This is a genomic window from Arthrobacter sp. UYEF3 (assembly GCF_040546245.1).
Taxonomy (GTDB): Bacteria; Actinomycetota; Actinomycetes; order Actinomycetales; family Micrococcaceae; genus Arthrobacter.
In genome coordinates this window covers 40154-57031 of sequence record NZ_JBEPNK010000017.1, presented here as the reverse complement: position 1 = coordinate 57031, position 16878 = coordinate 40154, and the positions used below count along the sequence as shown (strand labels likewise).

Annotated in this window: 16 protein-coding genes; 8 read left to right on the top strand and 8 right to left on the bottom strand. The window is 66.2% G+C overall.

The genetic code is table 11. The features are described 5' to 3' along the window. Window positions 1-10 precede the first annotated feature (10 nt). A complete protein-coding gene (gene trpD / locus ABIB14_RS12745; RefSeq protein ID WP_354236258.1) occupies window positions 11-1069 on the bottom strand; it encodes an anthranilate phosphoribosyltransferase in 1059 nt (352 codons plus the stop codon). A gap of 148 nt (window positions 1070-1217) precedes the next feature. On the opposite strand from trpD, the gene ctaE reads away from it, so the two are divergent. The 4 genes from ctaE (at window position 1218) to qcrB (ending at window position 5561) form a co-directional block, all read left to right on the top strand. Next, window positions 1218-1856, top strand: a complete 639-nt coding sequence (ctaE, locus tag ABIB14_RS12740) for an aa3-type cytochrome oxidase subunit III (protein WP_502909659.1) — start codon at window positions 1218-1220, stop codon at window positions 1854-1856. 88 nt (window positions 1857-1944) lie between these two features. After that, the gene (qcrC, locus tag ABIB14_RS12735) at window positions 1945-2733 is read left to right on the top strand and encodes a cytochrome bc1 complex diheme cytochrome c subunit (protein WP_354236255.1); all 789 of its coding nucleotides are present in this window, start codon (window positions 1945-1947) and stop codon (window positions 2731-2733) included. Between the two features lie 100 nt (window positions 2734-2833). Continuing rightward, entirely contained in the window at window positions 2834-3904 is a 1071-nt protein-coding gene (gene qcrA, locus ABIB14_RS12730) for a cytochrome bc1 complex Rieske iron-sulfur subunit (protein ID WP_354236254.1), read from the top strand. Then, a complete protein-coding gene (gene qcrB, locus ABIB14_RS12725) occupies window positions 3882-5561 on the top strand; it encodes a cytochrome bc1 complex cytochrome b subunit (protein WP_354236253.1) in 1680 nt (559 codons plus the stop codon). The genes qcrA and qcrB overlap by 23 nt, the downstream gene beginning before the upstream one ends. A gap of 63 nt (window positions 5562-5624) precedes the next feature. On the opposite strand, the gene ABIB14_RS12720 is transcribed toward qcrB, so the two are convergent. Continuing rightward, the gene (locus tag ABIB14_RS12720) at window positions 5625-6413 is read right to left on the bottom strand and encodes a GntR family transcriptional regulator (protein ID WP_354236252.1); all 789 of its coding nucleotides are present in this window, start codon (window positions 6411-6413) and stop codon (window positions 5625-5627) included. A gap of 204 nt (window positions 6414-6617) precedes the next feature. On the opposite strand from ABIB14_RS12720, the gene ABIB14_RS12715 reads away from it, so the two are divergent. Then, window positions 6618-6902 carry an HPr family phosphocarrier protein gene (locus tag ABIB14_RS12715; RefSeq protein ID WP_354236251.1) on the top strand — a complete coding sequence of 95 codons (285 nt, stop codon included), beginning with the start codon at window positions 6618-6620 and terminating at the stop codon, window positions 6900-6902. Window positions 6903-7017: 115 nt separating this feature from the next. On the opposite strand, the gene ABIB14_RS12710 is transcribed toward ABIB14_RS12715, so the two are convergent. The 5 genes from ABIB14_RS12710 to ABIB14_RS12690 form a co-directional block, all read right to left on the bottom strand. Continuing rightward, the gene (locus ABIB14_RS12710; RefSeq protein ID WP_354236250.1) at window positions 7018-7419 is read right to left on the bottom strand and encodes a cytochrome c oxidase subunit 4; all 402 of its coding nucleotides are present in this window, start codon (window positions 7417-7419) and stop codon (window positions 7018-7020) included. Next, window positions 7416-9140 carry an aa3-type cytochrome oxidase subunit I gene (ctaD, locus tag ABIB14_RS12705; RefSeq protein WP_354236249.1) on the bottom strand — a complete coding sequence of 575 codons (1725 nt, stop codon included), beginning with the start codon at window positions 9138-9140 and terminating at the stop codon, window positions 7416-7418. Before ctaD ends, ABIB14_RS12710 begins: the two co-directional genes overlap by 4 nt. Window positions 9141-9152: 12 nt before the next feature. Beyond that, on the bottom strand, window positions 9153-10025 hold the full coding sequence (gene ctaC, locus ABIB14_RS12700; RefSeq protein WP_354236248.1) for an aa3-type cytochrome oxidase subunit II: 873 nt from the start codon (window positions 10023-10025) through the stop codon (window positions 9153-9155). A gap of 200 nt (window positions 10026-10225) precedes the next feature. Further along, a complete protein-coding gene (locus ABIB14_RS12695; protein ID WP_354236247.1) occupies window positions 10226-10615 on the bottom strand; it encodes a HesB/IscA family protein in 390 nt (129 codons plus the stop codon). Window positions 10616-10806: 191 nt separating this feature from the next. Next, window positions 10807-12231 carry a dipeptidase gene (locus ABIB14_RS12690; protein WP_354236246.1) on the bottom strand — a complete coding sequence of 475 codons (1425 nt, stop codon included), beginning with the start codon at window positions 12229-12231 and terminating at the stop codon, window positions 10807-10809. A 73-nt stretch (window positions 12232-12304) separates the two neighbouring features. Here ABIB14_RS12690 and ABIB14_RS12685 point away from each other — a divergent pair, with 73 nt between their 5' ends. Continuing rightward, on the top strand, window positions 12305-12904 hold the full coding sequence (locus tag ABIB14_RS12685) for a DUF3043 domain-containing protein (protein WP_354236292.1): 600 nt from the start codon (window positions 12305-12307) through the stop codon (window positions 12902-12904). Between the two features lie 80 nt (window positions 12905-12984). On the opposite strand, the gene ABIB14_RS12680 is transcribed toward ABIB14_RS12685, so the two are convergent. Beyond that, complete coding sequence (locus ABIB14_RS12680; RefSeq protein ID WP_354236245.1) at window positions 12985-14058, bottom strand: quinone-dependent dihydroorotate dehydrogenase; 1074 nt, start codon at window positions 14056-14058, stop codon at window positions 12985-12987. Window positions 14059-14148: 90 nt separating this feature from the next. On the opposite strand from ABIB14_RS12680, the gene ABIB14_RS12675 reads away from it, so the two are divergent. Together ABIB14_RS12675 and ABIB14_RS12670 are read left to right on the top strand one after the other, a co-directional pair. Continuing rightward, on the top strand, window positions 14149-15861 hold the full coding sequence (locus tag ABIB14_RS12675; RefSeq protein WP_354236244.1) for an FAD-binding dehydrogenase: 1713 nt from the start codon (window positions 14149-14151) through the stop codon (window positions 15859-15861). Between the two features lie 22 nt (window positions 15862-15883). Beyond that, window positions 15884-16870: an alpha/beta hydrolase gene (locus ABIB14_RS12670; protein ID WP_354236243.1), complete on the top strand. Its 987-nt coding sequence runs from the start codon at window positions 15884-15886 to the stop codon at window positions 16868-16870. Window positions 16871-16878 lie beyond the last annotated feature (8 nt).

The window sequence follows — 16878 nt, the reverse complement described above, 5'->3', positions numbered from 1 at the left end:
TGGCCGGGTGTCAGTCCCGCGTCAGCGCAACCCAACGGTCCAACACCGCGGAGGCTGCGCCGGAGGCAATCGACTCTTCGGCCCGCTTCATGGCAGCGGTCATCCGCTCGGTGAGCGGACCGACGGCGGTAAGGTCGAACGCCACCAGACCGGCGGCGGCGTTGAGCAACGCGGCGTCGCGTGCGGGACCCGGCTCGCCCGACAGGACCGCACGGATGACGGCGGCGTTGGCCACGGCGTTGCCGCCGCGCAGTTCCGCCAGCGTTGCCTGGCGGATCCCCAGCTCGCGGGGATCGAATATCTGCACGTCGACCTCGCCGTTGCGGATTTCCCAGACGTGGGACGGGCCGGTAGTGGTCAGTTCATCGAGGCCGTCGTTGCCGCGGAACACGAGTCCCCGGCTTCCGCGCCTGGCCAATACGCCGGCTACCAGGGGCGCCATCCGTTCATTGGCAACCCCGACGGCGGACGCCTGAACGTTGGCGGGATTGCTCATGGGGCCCAGGAAATTAAAGGCGGTGGGAACGCCGAGTTCCCGGCGCGCGACGGCGGCATGCCGCATGGAGGGATGGAATACCTGGGCGAAGCAGAAGGTAATCCCGGCTTCCTCCGCGTTCCGGGCCACCCGCGGAATCGGCAGGTCCAGCCGCACGCCCAGCGCCTCCAGGACGTCGGCGGATCCAGAAGCGGAGGACGCCGCACGGTTGCCGTGTTTGACCACCCTGGCGCCGGCGCCGGCACAGATCAAGGCCGCCATCGTGGAGATATTGACCGTGTTCTGCTGGTCACCGCCGGTTCCGACGATGTCCAGTTTCTCGCCCGCGATGTCGATCGGGTTCGCATTGGCGATCATCGCCTCCACCAGTCCCGCCAGTTCGTCCACGGTCTCGCCCTTGGAGCGGAGCGCAACCAGGAACCCGGCCACCTGTGCGGGGCTGGCCTCGCCGGACATTATGGAACCCATGGCCCACTCGGTCTCGTCGGCAGTGAGGTCCGTGCCGTTAATGAGGACGCCAATGAGACGCGGCCAAGTCTTTACTACCGCCTGAGCAGATGCCTGAGAAGTCACGTTCTGATGCTATCGAGCCGCGGGCCGCAATGCCCAATGCGAAGGGGCCCGGGAACTTTTCCGCGCAATTTCGCGTCTTTGTAGAAAAAGTCCTTCCGAAACGCGTTTTGCGTTGGGCAGCACGGACTTTTACAGACATAATGTCTATGTGACATCTGCGACCCATGCCCCCAGTACCCCGGCGCACCCCACGCTGAATCGCCCGAACATGGTTTCCGTTGGAACCGTCGTCTGGCTGTCCAGTGAGTTGATGTTCTTCGCCGGTCTCTTTGCCATGTACTTCACACTCCGTTCGACTTCCGGACAGATGTGGGCCGAAGAGACAGCCAAGCTCAACTTCCCCTTTGCGCTCGTAAACACCATCGTCCTCGTGGCAAGTTCCTTCGCTTGCCAGATGGGCGTCTTCGCCGCCGAACGGCTCCAGCCGCGCCGGCTTGGCAGTCCCCTGAGCTTCACCCGCTGGGGAATGAACGAGTGGTTCACACTCACATTCATCATGGGTGCGTTCTTCGTGGCCGGTCAGGCGACCGAGTACGCCATGCTCGTCTCCGAGCACGTCTCGCTCTCTTCCAACGCTTACGGTTCCGCGTTCTACATGACCACCGGGTTCCACGGCCTGCACGTTATCGGCGGCCTCATTGCCTTCCTGCTCATCATCGGACGGTCCTTCGCAGCGAAGAAGTTCGGACACTTTGAGGCAACCTCCGCGATCGTCACCTCGTACTACTGGCACTTTGTCGACGTCGTGTGGATCGGCCTCTTCCTGGTCATCTACGTCCTCAAGTAGCTAGGCCTATAACTCTTTTTCTACAAGAGGTAGAATTTCAAGAAGCGGCTCCCCGAGCCCACGCAGGATCGAAAAAAGGAACCACCACGTGAAGGCACTTTCGCAGAAGCGACGTCACCCACTGGCAGCAATTGCGCTGTTGCTGATGGGTCTCCTCATCACTGGTGGGCTGTACGCCGTCGCCACCACCGTCAACCAGGCCAAGGCCGACACCACCAGCTTCAGTGCAAGCGACGCAGCTGAAGGCGGCAAGCTGTTTGCCGCTAACTGCGCCACCTGCCATGGCATGGGTGCCAGCGGCTCCGCCTCCGGACCGTCGCTTGTCGGCGTCGGCGCCGCAGCCGTTGACTTCCAGGTTGGCACCGGCCGTATGCCCATGCAGATGAACGGCCCGCAAGCCTACCAGAAGCCCGCCCAGTTCAACGACGAGCAGACCCACCAGCTTGCGGCCTACGTCGCAACCCTCGGCCCCGGCCCGGCCATCCCGGAGGCAGGTATCCTCGACGAGAAGGGCGACGCTGCCAAGGGCGGCGAGCTGTTCCGCGTGAACTGCGCCATGTGCCACAACGCTGCCGCAGCCGGTGGCGCGCTGACCCGGGGCAAATTCGCTCCGGCCCTGGCCGGCGTCTCCGGCAAGCACATCTACGAAGCCATGGTCACTGGCCCGCAGAACATGCCGGTCTTCTCCAACGCCAACGTCTCCCCCGAGAGCAAGCGTGACATCATCACCTTCCTGAAGCAGATCGAAGCCAACGGTTCCCCCGGCGGCAATGACCTGGGCGCGCTGGGCCCGGTTTCCGAGGGCCTGTTTGTTTGGATCGCCGGACTGGGCGTGATCATCGCCTTCACCATCTGGCTGACTTCGCGGACGTCCTAGACACCCGCTGCACCTGTAAGAATTGACTGCTGATCCGTCAGCAGTTCGAATTGAAAACTAACTCGACGCTGGTCGAGACGAGAGAAGGATGAGGCGAATTATGGGCAACCATAGTGACGGCAGTCCGAACCACTCGGGCACCGTAGCTACGGCTGGTCAGAATGAGGTGGAGAAGTTCCAGGATCCTGGAATTCCCCCGCATCGTTTGCGCCTGGCCGACACGGACCCGAGAGCCGCTAAGCGAGCGGAACGGCAGGTGGCCATGCTGTTCGGTGCCTCGGTCGTTGGCACCCTGATATTCCTGGTGGCGTACTTCGCCATCGATCTTGGACCTGACTCCTCGATCGCCACCATCCGGCTGCAGAACACCCTGCTGGGCATCGGCACCGCCTTTGCCATGCTGGGCATCGGCACCGGCATTGTGCACTGGGCCAAGGCCCTCATGCCTGACCACGAAGTGTCCGAAGAGCGCCACGCCCTCCGCACCGAAGAGGATCGCCTGGCCGCTGTCCGGATCGTTAACGACATTGTCGAGGAAACCGGCATCAAGCGCCGCCCGCTGATCCGCAACACCCTGCTGGGCGCCGTCGCACTGGCCCCGCTGCCGGCCCTGGCCGTCTTCGGCGACCTGGGTCCGCGACCGGACAAGACGCTGGCGCACACCATGTGGGCCCCGGTTGACGGCAAGACCAAGCGGCTCACCCGCGACCCCGATGGCACGCCCATCAAGGCAGCGGACGTCACCATCGGCTCGGCTTTCCACGTGATCCCGGAAGGCCTCAATGAACTGCACGAAGGCAAGCTGAACGAAAAGGCCAAGGCCGTCGTCCTGCTCATGCGGCTGAACCCCGACTCCCTCAACCCGTCACCGGGCCGGGAGGACTGGAGCTACAACGGCATTGTCGCCTACTCCAAGATCTGCACCCACGTTGGTTGCCCTGTTGCGCTATACGAGCAGCAGACCCACCACCTGCTGTGCCCGTGCCACCAGTCAACCTTCGACCTGACCCAGGAATGCAAGGTTATCTTTGGCCCGGCCAGCCGGCCGCTCCCGCAGTTGCCCATCGCCGTCGATGACGAGGGCTACCTTTACGCCACGAGCGACTTCAAACAACCTGTCGGACCTAGCTACTGGGAGCGTGATGAGCATGAGCGCAACATCAACAGCTGACACCCCCACTTTCGTCGCCAAGACCAAGGGCGGCCGCATTACTGATTTCGTTGATCAGCGCGTCGGCGGATCGGGAATACTCCGGGAATTCGGCCGGAAGGTCTTCCCCGACCACTGGTCCTTCATGTTCGGCGAGGTGGCACTGTACTCCTTCGTCATCCTGCTGCTCTCCGGCACCTTCCTGACGTTCTTCTTCGATCCCTCGATGGCGGAAACCCACTACCAGGGTTCCTACCTGCCGCTGAACAACGTTGAAATGTCCGTGGCGTACAGCTCCTCGCTGAACATCTCGTTCGATGTCCGAGGCGGCCTGTTCATGCGCCAGGTCCACCACTGGTCCGCCCTGTTGTTCGTGGCCTCGGTGGGCGTCCACATGCTGCGCGTCTTCTTCACCGGCGCCTTCCGCAAGCCCCGCGAAATGAACTGGGTGGTGGGCAGCGTCCTGCTGATCCTGGCCATGGCGGCGGGCTTCACCGGCTACTCGCTCCCCGATGACCTGCTCTCCGGCAACGGACTGCGCATCATCGACGGCGTTATCAAGTCCATCCCGGTGATCGGCACGTACATCTCGTTCTTCCTCTTCGGCGGAGAATTCCCCGGCACCGCCATCATCGGCCGACTGTACATGCTCCACATCCTGCTGGTCCCCGCGCTTATCCTGCTGATGATCGTCGTCCACCTGTTCATGGTTGTCGTGCACAAGCACACCCAGTACCCGGGCCCGGGACGTAACGACGGCAACGTCGTCGGCTACCCCCTCGGCCCGGTCTACGCAGCGAAGGCCGGCGGCTTCTTCTTCATCGTGTTCGGTGTCATCGCCCTGATGGCCGGGTTCTTCACCATCAACCCGATCTGGAACTACGGGCCCTACGACCCCTCCCCCGTTTCGGCAGGCACCCAGCCTGACTGGTACATCGGCTTCGTTGACGGCGCGCTGCGCCTGATGCCAGGCACCTTCGGGAACTGGCACGTCGAGCAGGTCTGGTTCGGCCACGTCTTCAGCTTCAACGTGCTGCTGCCGGCCCTGGCCCCCGCCGGCCTGCTGTTCGCCGTGATGTTCATGTACCCGTGGATCGAACGCTGGATCACCAAGGACAACCGCGAGCACCACGTCCTGGACCGTCCCCGTAACGCCCCGACCCGGACGGGCATCGGCGTGGCCGGCTTCGTCTGGTACTGCGTGATGTGGGCCGCGGCAAGCTCTGACCTCATCGCCACGCACTTCCACGTGTCCCTGAACGACGTCACGTACTGGCTGCGTGCGCTGTTCTTCATCGGCCCGATCATTGGCTTCATCGTCGCGAAGCGGGTCGCGCTGGCTCTGCAACGCAAGGACCGGGAAATCGCGTTGCACGGCCGCGAAACCGGCCGGATCGTGCGGTTGCCGCACGGCGAGTTCATCGAGGTGCACGCCCCGCTGGACGAGTACAAGCGCTATAAACTGGTCGGTTTCGAATCTCCCTCGGCGCTCCCCGCCCAGCCGAACAGCAACGGTGTCGTAGACCGCAAGGAGAAGAGCCGCGCGATGCTCTCCAAGTGGTTCTTCGAGGATCGGGTGGCCCCGGCAACACCGTCCGAGCTCGCGGCGGCGCACAGCCACCACGGCGATCACGAGGCGATCGACGCGGCTGCGGAGCAGAAGAGCCTCAGCCGCTGAACCCGGCAGCAACGCCAGCGAAAAGGCCCCGTCCGTCAGGACCGGGCCTTTTCCCGTTGCCGCCTAGGGGCGGTAGCCCGTTGCATAGTTGCGCGTCGGCCGGACGCCCGGCCGCTGCAGCGGCACCCAGAGCTTATAGCGGTCCGCGCGGTAGTAGGAGACGGAGTAGTCAACCATGGCCCGGGCCACGAACGCGTGCCGCTGGATCTTCAGGAGCGGCGATCCGACCTCCACGTTCAGCAGCCGGGCTGTGGACGGCGAGGCCGCCGTCGCCTCGATCATGTCCTCGCCCCATTCCATCACCAGGCCGTACCGCTGACTCAGCACGTTGTAGAGCGACGTGGGCGGCTCGCCGTCCAGCAGTCCCGGCACCCGGTGAGCGGGGATGAAATTCTCGTCGACACTCATGGGCTCGTTGTCGGCCAGCAGCAGGCGCCGGAACCGCACCAGCGGTGTTCCCTCCTCGAGCTGAAGCTCGCGGGCCAGGAAAGCGCTGGCATTGATCTGTTCGAAACTAAGCACCTTCGCCGCCGGGACCATGCCGCGGCGCTGCATTTCCTCGGTGTAGGAGGTGAGTTTGACCTGCAGATCCAGCTTCGGCTTGCGCACAAACGTGCCAAGGCCGACGACGCGCTCAATCACTTCTTCGCCGACCAGCGCGTCGATCGCCTGGCGTACGGTCATCCTGGCCAGGCCGAACCGTTCGGACAGGTCCCGTTCGGAGGGAAGTGCCGAGCCAGGCGGGCAGGCGCTGGCGATGTGCGTTCGGAGGATTTCCCGGAGTTGCACGTAGATGGGGACGCCGCTGTGCCGGTAAATCTCACCGGCCACGCGGGCCGCGTTAGATCCCACGGGGAGGCCTGCAGAAGTGGTCCATACCTCAAGCCTAGGTCACATTGCTCTCCGGTCTAGACCACCGGCGTGTCCGGGTTCGCCCGACGCTCCTCCCCCGGCTAGGCTTGGAAGGCCCTAAACGGCGGCCGCATCGCCGGGCCGCAGCGAGCACCCCCGCACACACTGCCGGCATTCCCGGCCCCGCCCAATGAAGGAGCTCCGTTGCCAGCACGCAAGGCGGTCGTCCGGGCCTCGATCGGACTACACGCCCGTCCGGCGGCGGGCTTTGTCCGCGCCGTGACACAGAGCGGATTGCCCGTCACGATCAGCAGGGACGGCCGGCCCGGCGTGGACGCCCGCTCCCTGCTGGAGGTTATGACCGAAGACTTCCGCTGCGGGTGCGAGGTGGAACTGGCAGTCCGTACCGACGCCGTCCCGGCAGGATTAAGCCCCGCGGCGGCGGAGCGCGTCCTCGCGGAGCTGTGCCTCCTGCTGGAGTCGCAATAGGCTGACCGCCGCCGCGGCAGGCTCAGAGCGGAACGGGGGCAGACGCAAACGACGTCGGGCCCCACCATTTGGCGGGGCCCGACGTCGTTTGCGTCAGTGCAAGTACCGACAGGACTTAGTGCGCGTGGTCTCCGCGGCTGTACTCGTAGACCCAGCCTACGAGTGCCACGATGGCCAGGCCGCCGGCGATGAACGTGATCCAAAAGCCCACAGCCAATCCCAGGAACCCGCCGGCGCAGGCAAGGCCGAGAACCAGCGGCCACCAGCTCCACGGGCTGAAGTGGCCCTGTTCACCGGCGCCCTCGTGGATCTCAGCATCGCTGCGGTCCTCGGGACGCATGCCGACGCGCCGACCGGTGAAGCCCAGGTACGCGCCAATCATGCCCGCAAGACCGCCCAGCAGCAGGATACCGAGGGTTCCGACCCATTCAGACCAGTGCGTCAGGAATCCGTAGATGACCGAGACCGGGACGAAGAAGAACGCTCCGAATCCAAAAATCCGTGATTCGATTTTCACTGGGCTTGATCTTTCTGGTCGGCGTTACCGAGCGCCGCTGCTGCCGGGGCAGGAGAGGCGGCGGTGTAGTTCTGGGACAACTCGGGGTGGTGCAGGTCCAGTGCTGGACGCTCCGAGCGGATCCGCGGCAGCGAGGTGAAGTTGTGCCGCGGCGGCGGGCAGGATGTCGCCCATTCAAGCGAGGCGCCGAAGCCCCAAGGGTCATCGACCATGACCTTCTGGTTGCTGCGCCAGGTGATATAGACGTTCCAGAAGAACGGGATCATCGAGGCGCCCAGGAGGAAGGATGAGTAGGTCGAGAACTGGTTCATCCAGGTGAAGTTATCCTGCGGCAGGTAGTCCGCGTAGCGGCGCGGCATGCCCTCGACGCCGAGCCAGTGCTGGATCAGGAACGTGCCGTGGAAGCCCAGGAAGAGCATCCAGAAGTGGATCTTGCCGAGCCGCTCATTGAGCATCTTGCCGGTCCACTTCGGCCACCAGAAGTAGAAGCCGGCGAACATCGCGAAGACCACCGTGCCGAAGACCACGTAATGGAAGTGCGCCACCACGAAGTACGAGTCAGAGACGTGGAAGTCAAGCGGCGGCGACGCCAGGATGATCCCGGTGAGGCCACCGAAAAGGAACGTCACCAGAAAGCCGATGCTCCACAGCATGGGAGTCTCGAAGGTGATGGAACCGCGCCACATGGTTCCGATCCAGTTGAAGAACTTCACGCCGGTGGGAACCGCGATCAGCATCGTCATGAAGGAGAAGAACGGCAGCAGGACCGACCCGGTGACGTACATGTGGTGTGCCCACACGGTCACGGACAGGGCGGCGATGGAAATCGTAGCGTAGACGATGCCCTTGTAACCGAAGATCGGCTTGCGGCTGAAGACCGGGAAAATCTCCGAGACGATGCCGAAGAACGGCAGCGCGATGATGTACACCTCGGGGTGGCCGAAGAACCAGAAGAGGTGCTGCCAGAGCACGGCTCCGCCATTTTGAGGGTCGAAGATGTGTGCGCCGAAGCGGCGGTCCGCGCCGAGGGCGAAGAGCGCGGCAGCCAGTGGCGGGAACGCCATCAACACCAGGATGGAAGTGACCAGGGCGTTCCAGGTGAAGATCGGCATCCGCCACATGGTCATACCCGGCGCACGCATGCAAATGATCGTGGTGATGAAGTTGACCGCGCCGAGGATCGTGCCGAACCCCGAGAGCGCCAGGCCGAAGACCCAGAGGTCACCGCCGATTCCGGGGCTGAAGGTGGTGTTCGACAGCGGCGCGTAGGCGAACCAGCCGAACGACGCCGCACCCTGCGGGGTGATGAAGCCGGAGACGGCGATGGTGGAGCCGAAGAGGAAGAACCAGAATGCCAGCGCATTCAGCCGCGGGAAGGCGACGTCGGGGGCACCGATCTGCAGCGGCATCATCACGTTGGTGAAGCCGGCGAACAGCGGTGTCGCGAACATCAGCAGCATGACGGTGCCGTGCATCGTGAAGAGCTGGTTGTACTGCTCTTTGGTCTGCAGGATCTGCATACCGGGTTCGAAGAGCTCGGCCCGGATCAACAGGGCCATGACGCCGCCGAAGCAGAAAAACACGAACGACGCGATCAGGTACATAAACCCGATGGTCTTGTGGTCGGTCGAGGTGATCCAGTTGACGACGATGCGCCCCTTGGATTTGGGTACTACGGGAGCCTCAAGGATCCCGGAGGGCTGAGAGTAGGTTGTTGCCACGTCGCGCTCCCCTTACTTAGTCTCGGTGGGGGCCGGGTTGCGGTCGTATTCATTCCCGAGCAATCCGGTGTTGCCGCTTTGGCGCAGCTGGTCCATGTGCGCCTTGAACTCCGATTCGGAGACGACCTTCACGCGGAACAGCATTTCGGAGTGGTATTCGCCGCAGAGCTCGGCGCACTTGCCGTCGTAGGTTCCCTCTTTAGTGGGGGTCAACCTGATGTAGTTGGTCTTGCCCGGGATCATGTCGCGCTTCTGCAGGAATGCGGGAACCCAGAAAGAGTGGATGACGTCGCGGGCGTTCAGTTCCAGGTCCACCGACTTGTTAACCGGCAGGTAGAGCGTGGGCAGCTTTTCCTTGTCGATGTTGTTGCCGGTGAGGTGCGCCTGGACGCCTGCTTCGTGAACGTCGCTGGTGATGGCGTCGCCCTTTTTGTAGTTGAAGTCCCAGGACCACTGCTTGCCACGGACGTCGACGACGACGTCGGCCGGCTGGTCGCGGTTGTCAATCGCCTGCTGGTCCCGGTCCGTGAAGTAGAAGAACACGAGCACCATGAACACGGGGATCGTCAGGTAGAAGACCTCAAGCGGCAGGTTGAAGCTGTTCTGCCGGGGGAACCCGACGGTTCCCTTCCGCCGCCGGTAAGCGACGATGCACCAGATCATCAAGCCCCAGGTAATGACACCCACGACAAGGGCGGCAATCCATGAGTTGACCCAGAGGTCCATGATGCGGTCAGTGTGGTTGGTGGTGCCACGCTCAGTGGGCAGCCACCCTTTCTGTACCTCTGGTGAACATCCAGTCAAAGCCAACGCGCCGGCTAGTGCCAAGCCAGTGATCGTAGTGATCTGTTTGCGTCGGCTGCCGGTTCGGTTCTGCGAACTCACAGACGGCCCTTCCTACTTGTTGCTGTCGCCCGGCCGCCTCGCGTTCCGGGCACACTAAAAGTTTTACTACTCGATGTAGAGCTTACCGCTCCCCACAGGTTTTCGCCCACATGTCCGCGCCGTGCGTCGTCGGCGTTTTGCACGTTCCGGCGGCCGCCCTGGACGGCACTAAGGCCGGGCTGACGGCCCGGCCTTAGTCCTTAGTGGAAGGAATCCCCGCAAGCGCAGGATCCGCCTGCGTTGGGGTTGTCAATGGTGAAGCCCTGCTTCGAGATGGTGTCCTCGAAGTCGATGCTGGCACCGCTCAGGTAAGGCACGCTCATCTTGTCAACGACCACCTCGACGCCGTCGTAGTCGCGGACGGCATCGCCCTCGAGAAGCCGCTCGTCGAAGTAGAGCTGGTAGATCAGCCCGGAGCAGCCGCCCGGCTGCACGGCCACGCGGAGGCGAAGATCAGTGCGGCCCTCCTGCTCCAGCAGGCTGCGGACCTTGCCGGCCGCGACGTCGGTCAGCTGGACCTCGTGGCTGGCCAGCTCCTGGTCCGCCTGGACGGTGGTGTCGGCGCTGTGTTCATTGGTTGTAGTGCTCATGGCCTACCTTCTTACGACGGTCGTGGGCGACTCCGCCTGCGCGGCGCCCGCCCCTACTTAACGGTATGGGCTATAGCTACATGCTACGTCGATCAGCGGGGTAGCTCTAACTCCTGACGTAACCGTCAGCACCGGCTGGGTGTTCCCCGGGAACGCCGCAGCGGGCAGGGCCAGCCGCCCGTGCAGCAGGGTCAGGCCAGACCCTCCGCATTCAGCCGGGCCAGCAGGAGCGCTTCGGCGATGATCGCGTTCCGGAAGTCGCCGAGGTGGAGCGATTCGTTGGCGCTGTGCGCCCGCGAGTCGGGGTCTTCCACTCCGGTAACCAGGATTTGCACGTCCGGGTACAGCTCGGTCAGGTCGGCGATGAACGGAATGGAACCTCCGATTCCGGTCTCGACGGCCGGCACGCCCCAGGCCTCGCCGAGGGCCCACATCGCCATGCTGGCGGCGGCGGACGTCGTGTCGGTGAGGAAGGCGCTGCCCTTCTCACCCGGGGTGAACACCACTTCAGCGCCGAACGGCGCGTGGGATTCGACGTGCCGGCGCACTGCTTCCATCGCCTCGGCCGGATCCTGGCCGGGGGCGAGGCGAAGGCTGAACTTGGCTCGTGCGCGCGGGAGCAGGGTGTTGGAGGCGACGTCCACGGCGGGCGCGTCAAAGCCGATGATGGACAGCGCGGGCTTGGTCCAGAGGCGCGAGGCGATGGTTCCGGTCCCGGCGAGCATCACGCCGTCGAGCACGGAGGCGTCCGCACGGTACTCCTCCTCGGTGAGGTCGACGGCGACGTCGTCGCGGCCGATGAGGCCCTCGATCGCGACGCTGCCCTCCTCGTCGTGCAGGGTGGCGATCAGCCGGGCCAGCAGCGTCGGGGCGTCCAGGACGGGGCCGCCGAACATGCCGGAATGGACGGCGTGGTCCAGCACCTTCACCTCGATGGTGCCGTCCACCAGGCCCCGCAGGCTGGTTGTGAGGGCCGGGAGGCCCACCTTCCAGTTGGACGAATCGGCGACGACGATCACATCCGAGCGCAGCAGCTCCTGATGGGCTTCGAGGAAGGCCCGGAAGGTGGGCGAACCCGCTTCCTCCTCGCCTTCGAAGAAGAAGGTCACCCCGAGGCCCAGGCCCTCCCCCAGGACGCGGGTTACGGCGGAGTAGGCAGCGATGTGGGCCAGGATGCCGGCTTTGTCGTCCGCCGCGCCCCGGCCATAGAGGCGGCCGTTGCGCTCGACGGCAGCGAACGGCTCGGTCTCCCAGAGCGCCAGGTCACCGGTCGGCTGAACGTCGTGATGGGCGTAGAGCAGGATGGTGGGCTTGCCGGCCGCGGCGGGACGGCGCGCGACGACGGCCGGCCCGCCGGGTGTGCCGTCCTCCTTGTCGCAGCGCAGGATCCGGACGTCTTCGAAGCCGCTGGCACGGACCAGTCCGGCGACGGCGTCGGCGCTGGCATTGAGCGGAGCAGGGTCGAAGCTGGGCCAGGCGATGCCCGGGATAGCCACGAGCTGCTTTAGTTGCGCGACCGTGGCGTCGAAGGATTCAGTGACGGCCTGGCGGAGGGCGTCGGCATCGATGGGGCCGACGCCTGAGGGCTGCGGGATCCCCGCGGAAGATGAAGTCATGGCCAAAACACTACCCGTGCCGGGCTGGCTGTGGCTGCGTCCCGGGCCCGCCACCGCAGGGTATTCTGAAGGGGTGTTTGGACGTAAAAAAGAAGCGCCCTCGGCGCAGGACGTAGTTGACCAGCAAGTGGCCGAGGCAGAAGCCCGGAACGCCGCCATCGGCAAGGGCGCGCCCACGCCCAAGCGCAGCACCCAGGTGGCCGCCCGGAAGCGGCCGCTGGTTCCGGAGGACCGCAAGGCCTCCAAGGCGGCCGAGCGCACCGCGGCTGCAGACCAGCGCCTCAAGATGCGCCGGGCCATGGACACCGGGGACGAGAAGTTCCTGCCGGTGCGGGACAAGGGGCCGCAGAAGCGTTTCGCCCGCGACTACGTGGACGCCCGCTTCAGCCTGGGCGAATACTTAATGTTCGGTGCGCTCGTTTTTGTGGTCATTTCCCTGCTGGTTCCGGCAAGCAGCGAGCAGATGATCTACGTGCTCGGTGGCTTCTGGGTCATGTTCCTGGCCGTGTTCGTGGACGTCTTCATCCTGTCCCGGAAGCTCAAGACGCGGCTCAGCCAGAAGTTCGGCGAGGTTGAGCGCGGCACCGTCTGGTACGGCTCGATGCGCTCCCTTCAGTTCCGCCGCCTGCGCCTTCCGAAACCCCAGGTCAAGCGCGGCGAGTTTCCCGCCTGAATCAGATCAGAATGAAGCCCCCGGCAGTTTTCAACTGCCGGGGGCTTTTCAGTGTCAGGGCCCGGTTCGAACCCGCCCCGTCACCGGCGCACCGGCCGTTTGGCCAGCTCACGGTTAATCCGCGCCGCCCAGAAGGGGCCCTCGTAGAGGAACGCCGTGTAGCCCTGCACCAGGGTGGCGCCGGCCTCAAGCCGGTCCCGGACGTCCTGGCCGGACTCCACGCCGCCGACTGAGACGAGGGTGATCGCCCCGCCGGTCGCGGCCCTGAGCCTGGCCAGCACTTCGAGCGAACGCTTCCGGAGCGGGGCGCCGGAGAGGCCGCCGGCACCGCACGCCTCGACGCGTTCCGGGCCGGAGACCAGCCCGGAACGGTCAACGGTGGTGTTGGTGGCGATAATGCCGTCCAGTTTCAGTTCCAGCGCCAGCCGGGCGACGTCGTCGATGTCCTCATCGCTGAGGTCCGGCGCGATCTTCACCAGCAGCGGCACGTGGCGGCCGGCCGCAGCGTCTGCCGCCTCCCCCACCGCGGCCAGCAGCGGGCGCAGGGTTTCCACGTCCTGCAGCAGGCGCAGCCCGGGGGTGTTCGGGGAACTCACGTTGACCACCAGGTAGTCCGCCGCCGGTGCCAGGCTGCGGGCGCTGATCAGGTAGTCTGCCGCCGCGTCCTCGAGTTCCACCACCTTGGTCTTGCCGATGTTGACGCCGATCACCGGGCGGATCCCGGGATAGCGGCGCTGCAGGGCGGCACGGGCGGAGCGGAGCCGCGGCGCCACGGCCGCGGCGCCGTCGTTGTTGAAGCCCATCCGGTTGATGACAGCCCGGTCCTCGATCAGGCGGAAGAGCCGCGGGGCCGGGTTGCCGGGCTGCGGCTGCCCGGTGATGGTGCCCACCTCGACGTGGCCGAAGCCGAGGTCCGTCAGCGCCTCGATCCCATGGCCCTCCTTGTCGAAGCCCGCGGCCAGCCCGAACGGCGAGGGGAAGGTCATGCCGAAGGCCTCGGTCCGCAGCGAAGGCGCCGGGGCGGTGAGGCGTTGCAGCACCCGGCCGGCGCCGCAGCTGTTGGCCAGCCGGATGGCCCGGAATCCGATCCGGTGGGCGCGCTCGGCGTCCATCCAGGAGAAAGCGAGCCGGAAGAAGGTGGGATATACGCGCATGCCTCTAGTTTTCCGGTTCCGGCTGTGCAAACCAAAATCCCGGGACCAAACCAAACAAAACAGCACCCCGGCGGGCATTAGCATGAAGCCATGACCAGCGCAGATGCAGCCCGCAGCACCGGTCCCGCGGCCGCTTCCGCCGGAATCGGAGCGGTGTCCCGGATCGAGGCGGACGTCGTCGTGGTCGGCGCCGGACTCGCCGGCCTGGTGGCCGCGGCGGAGGCGTATGCGGCCGGCAGGAGGGTGGCCGTGCTGGACCAGGAGCCCGAAGCCTCTGTTGGCGGCCAGGCACACTGGTCCTTTGGCGGCCTCTTCCTGGTCAACACCCCGGAACAGCGGCGGCTCGGCGTCCGCGACAGTGCCGAACTGGCCCTCTCCGATTGGCTCGCCTCCGCCGCTTTCGATCGTCCCGAGGACGGGCTCGCCCGGCAGTGGGCCGAGGCCTATGTGCACTTTGCCGCGGGCGAGAAACGCGCCTGGCTCGCATCCCTTGGCGTCAGACTGTTTCCGCTCGTGCAGTGGGCGGAGCGCGGCGGCTACGGCCCGCACGGCCACGGCAACACCGTGCCGCGCTTCCACGTCGCGTGGGGCACCGGCCCCGCGCTCGTCGCGCCCTTCCTCGCCAAACTACGCGAGGGCCAGGCCGCCGGGCGGGTGTCGTTCCACTTCCGGCACCGCGCCACCGAACTGACGACGGCGGCGGGCCGGCTCAGCGGCGTGCACGGCGAGATCCTCGCGCCCAGCGCCGCTGCCCGTGGCGAGCAGTCCTCCCGCATCGCCACCGGCACCTTCGACGCCGCTGCCGCCGCCGTGATCGTGACCAGCGGCGGCATCGGCGGGAACCACGAGGCAGTCCGGCGGCAATGGCCGGACGGGGACGCCCCGGCGTCCTTGCTCAGCGGCGTGCCGGCCTCGGTGGACGGCGACTTCCTGGCCGCCGTCGACCGCGCCGGCGGCCGGCTCATCAACGGCGACCGGATGTGGCACTACCCGGAGGGCATCCACAACCACTCCCCGGTGTGGCCCCGGCACGGCATCCGGATCCTGCCCGGGCCCTCGGCGCTCTGGCTCGACGCAACGGGCGGGCTGCTCCCGGCGCCGCTGTTCCCGGGCTTCGACTCGCTCGGCGCCCTCCGGCACATCCTCGGCACCGGACACGCCCACTCGTGGTTCGTGCTCAATAAGACCATCGCGCTCAAAGAGTTCGCGCTCTCCGGCTCCGAGCAGAACCCGGACCTGACCGGCAAGGACATCCGTCTGCTCGCCGGCCGGCTTAAACCATCCGGGGACAGCCCGCTGGAACGTTTCCTGGACCGGGGCGTGGACTTCCTGCGGGCAGGCAGCCCCACGGACCTCGCCGTGAAGATGAATGCCCTCGCCGGGACGCCGCTCATCGATGCCGGGGAACTGGACCGGCTGATCCGGGCGCGGGACCGGCAGTTCGGGAGCGGACTCGGGAAGGATCCGCAACTCGCAGCCATCCGGGCAGCCCGCCGCTTCACCACGGACAGGATCATGCGGGTCGCCCCGCCGCACCCTATGCTTGACCCCCGGCACGGGCCCCTCCTGGCGGTCCGCCTTTCCGTGCTCACCCGCAAGAGCCTCGGCGGGATCCAGACCGATCTTCAGTCGCGGGTCCTGGACGGCGCCGGCCGGCCGCTGGCCGGGCTGTATGCTGCCGGCGAGGCCGCGGGCTTTGGCGGCGGCGGAGTCCACGGCTACCGGGCCCTGGAAGGCACCTTCCTGGGCGGGTGCCTGTTCTCCGGCCGCGCGGCGGGCCGCGCCGCGGCCACCGCCCTCTGACCGGCGTTCCGGGAGGACACCGATGGAATGGAAAGCCGACATCCTGGGTGACGGCTTCACGGCCCGTGCTTTCGAAGCGGCGGGCCCGGACGGCGTCGTCCGCACGGCCACGCTGGTCCGGCATCTCCCCTCCGCTGGCGCCGGCCCGTTACCGGGGCGGGCTGTGCTCTTCCTGCACGGCTGGAGCGACTACTTCTTCAACGCGGAGCTTGCGAAGTTCTGGACCGGCCAGGGCTTCGCGTTCTTCGCCCTCGACATGCACAACCACGGCAGGAGCCTGCGGCCCGGAACGCACGGCGGCTACGTCGCGGACCTGGCCGACTACGACGCCGAGATCACCGCCGCGATCCGCATCATCGACTCCCTGCGCCGCCAGGGCCCGCCGCACCCTCCGGTGACGCTGATGGGGCATTCCACCGGCGGACTCGTCGCGGCGCTGTGGGCAAACCGGCACCCGGGACGGGCCGCCCAACTGGTCCTCGACAGCCCGTGGCTCGAAATGCATGGCAGCCCGGCCGTCCGGCGGGCCGCGAGGACCATGGTGGGGCCCTGGGCCCGCTTCCGGCCCGAAGCCGTGATCCGGCTCCCCGAGCGCGCCTTCTACTGGCGCAGCATCAGCAACGCAGCCGAAGGCGAATGGGTCCTGGATGACAACTACCGGCCGCCGCGGGCCTTTCCGGTGCGGGCCGGCTGGCTCAGCGCCGTACTGGCGGGCCAATCCCGGGTGGCCCGGGGGCTGAACATCGACGTGCCCATCCTGGTGCTGATCTCCGGCGCCAGCGCCAACGGCATGTTCTGGCAGGAGTCCATGCGGCACTCGGACGCGGTCCTGGATGTGAACACGATCGCCCTGCGTGCCCTGAGCCTGGGGCGCACCGTGACCCTGGAACGAATCGACGGCGCCCTGCACGACGTGTTCCTCTCGGCGCCGGCGGTCCGGGCCGACGCCTACGCCCGGCTGGCCCGTTGGATCCGCGCCTACGGCGACGCCGACGGCGCCCCCGGATGACGGGTTCC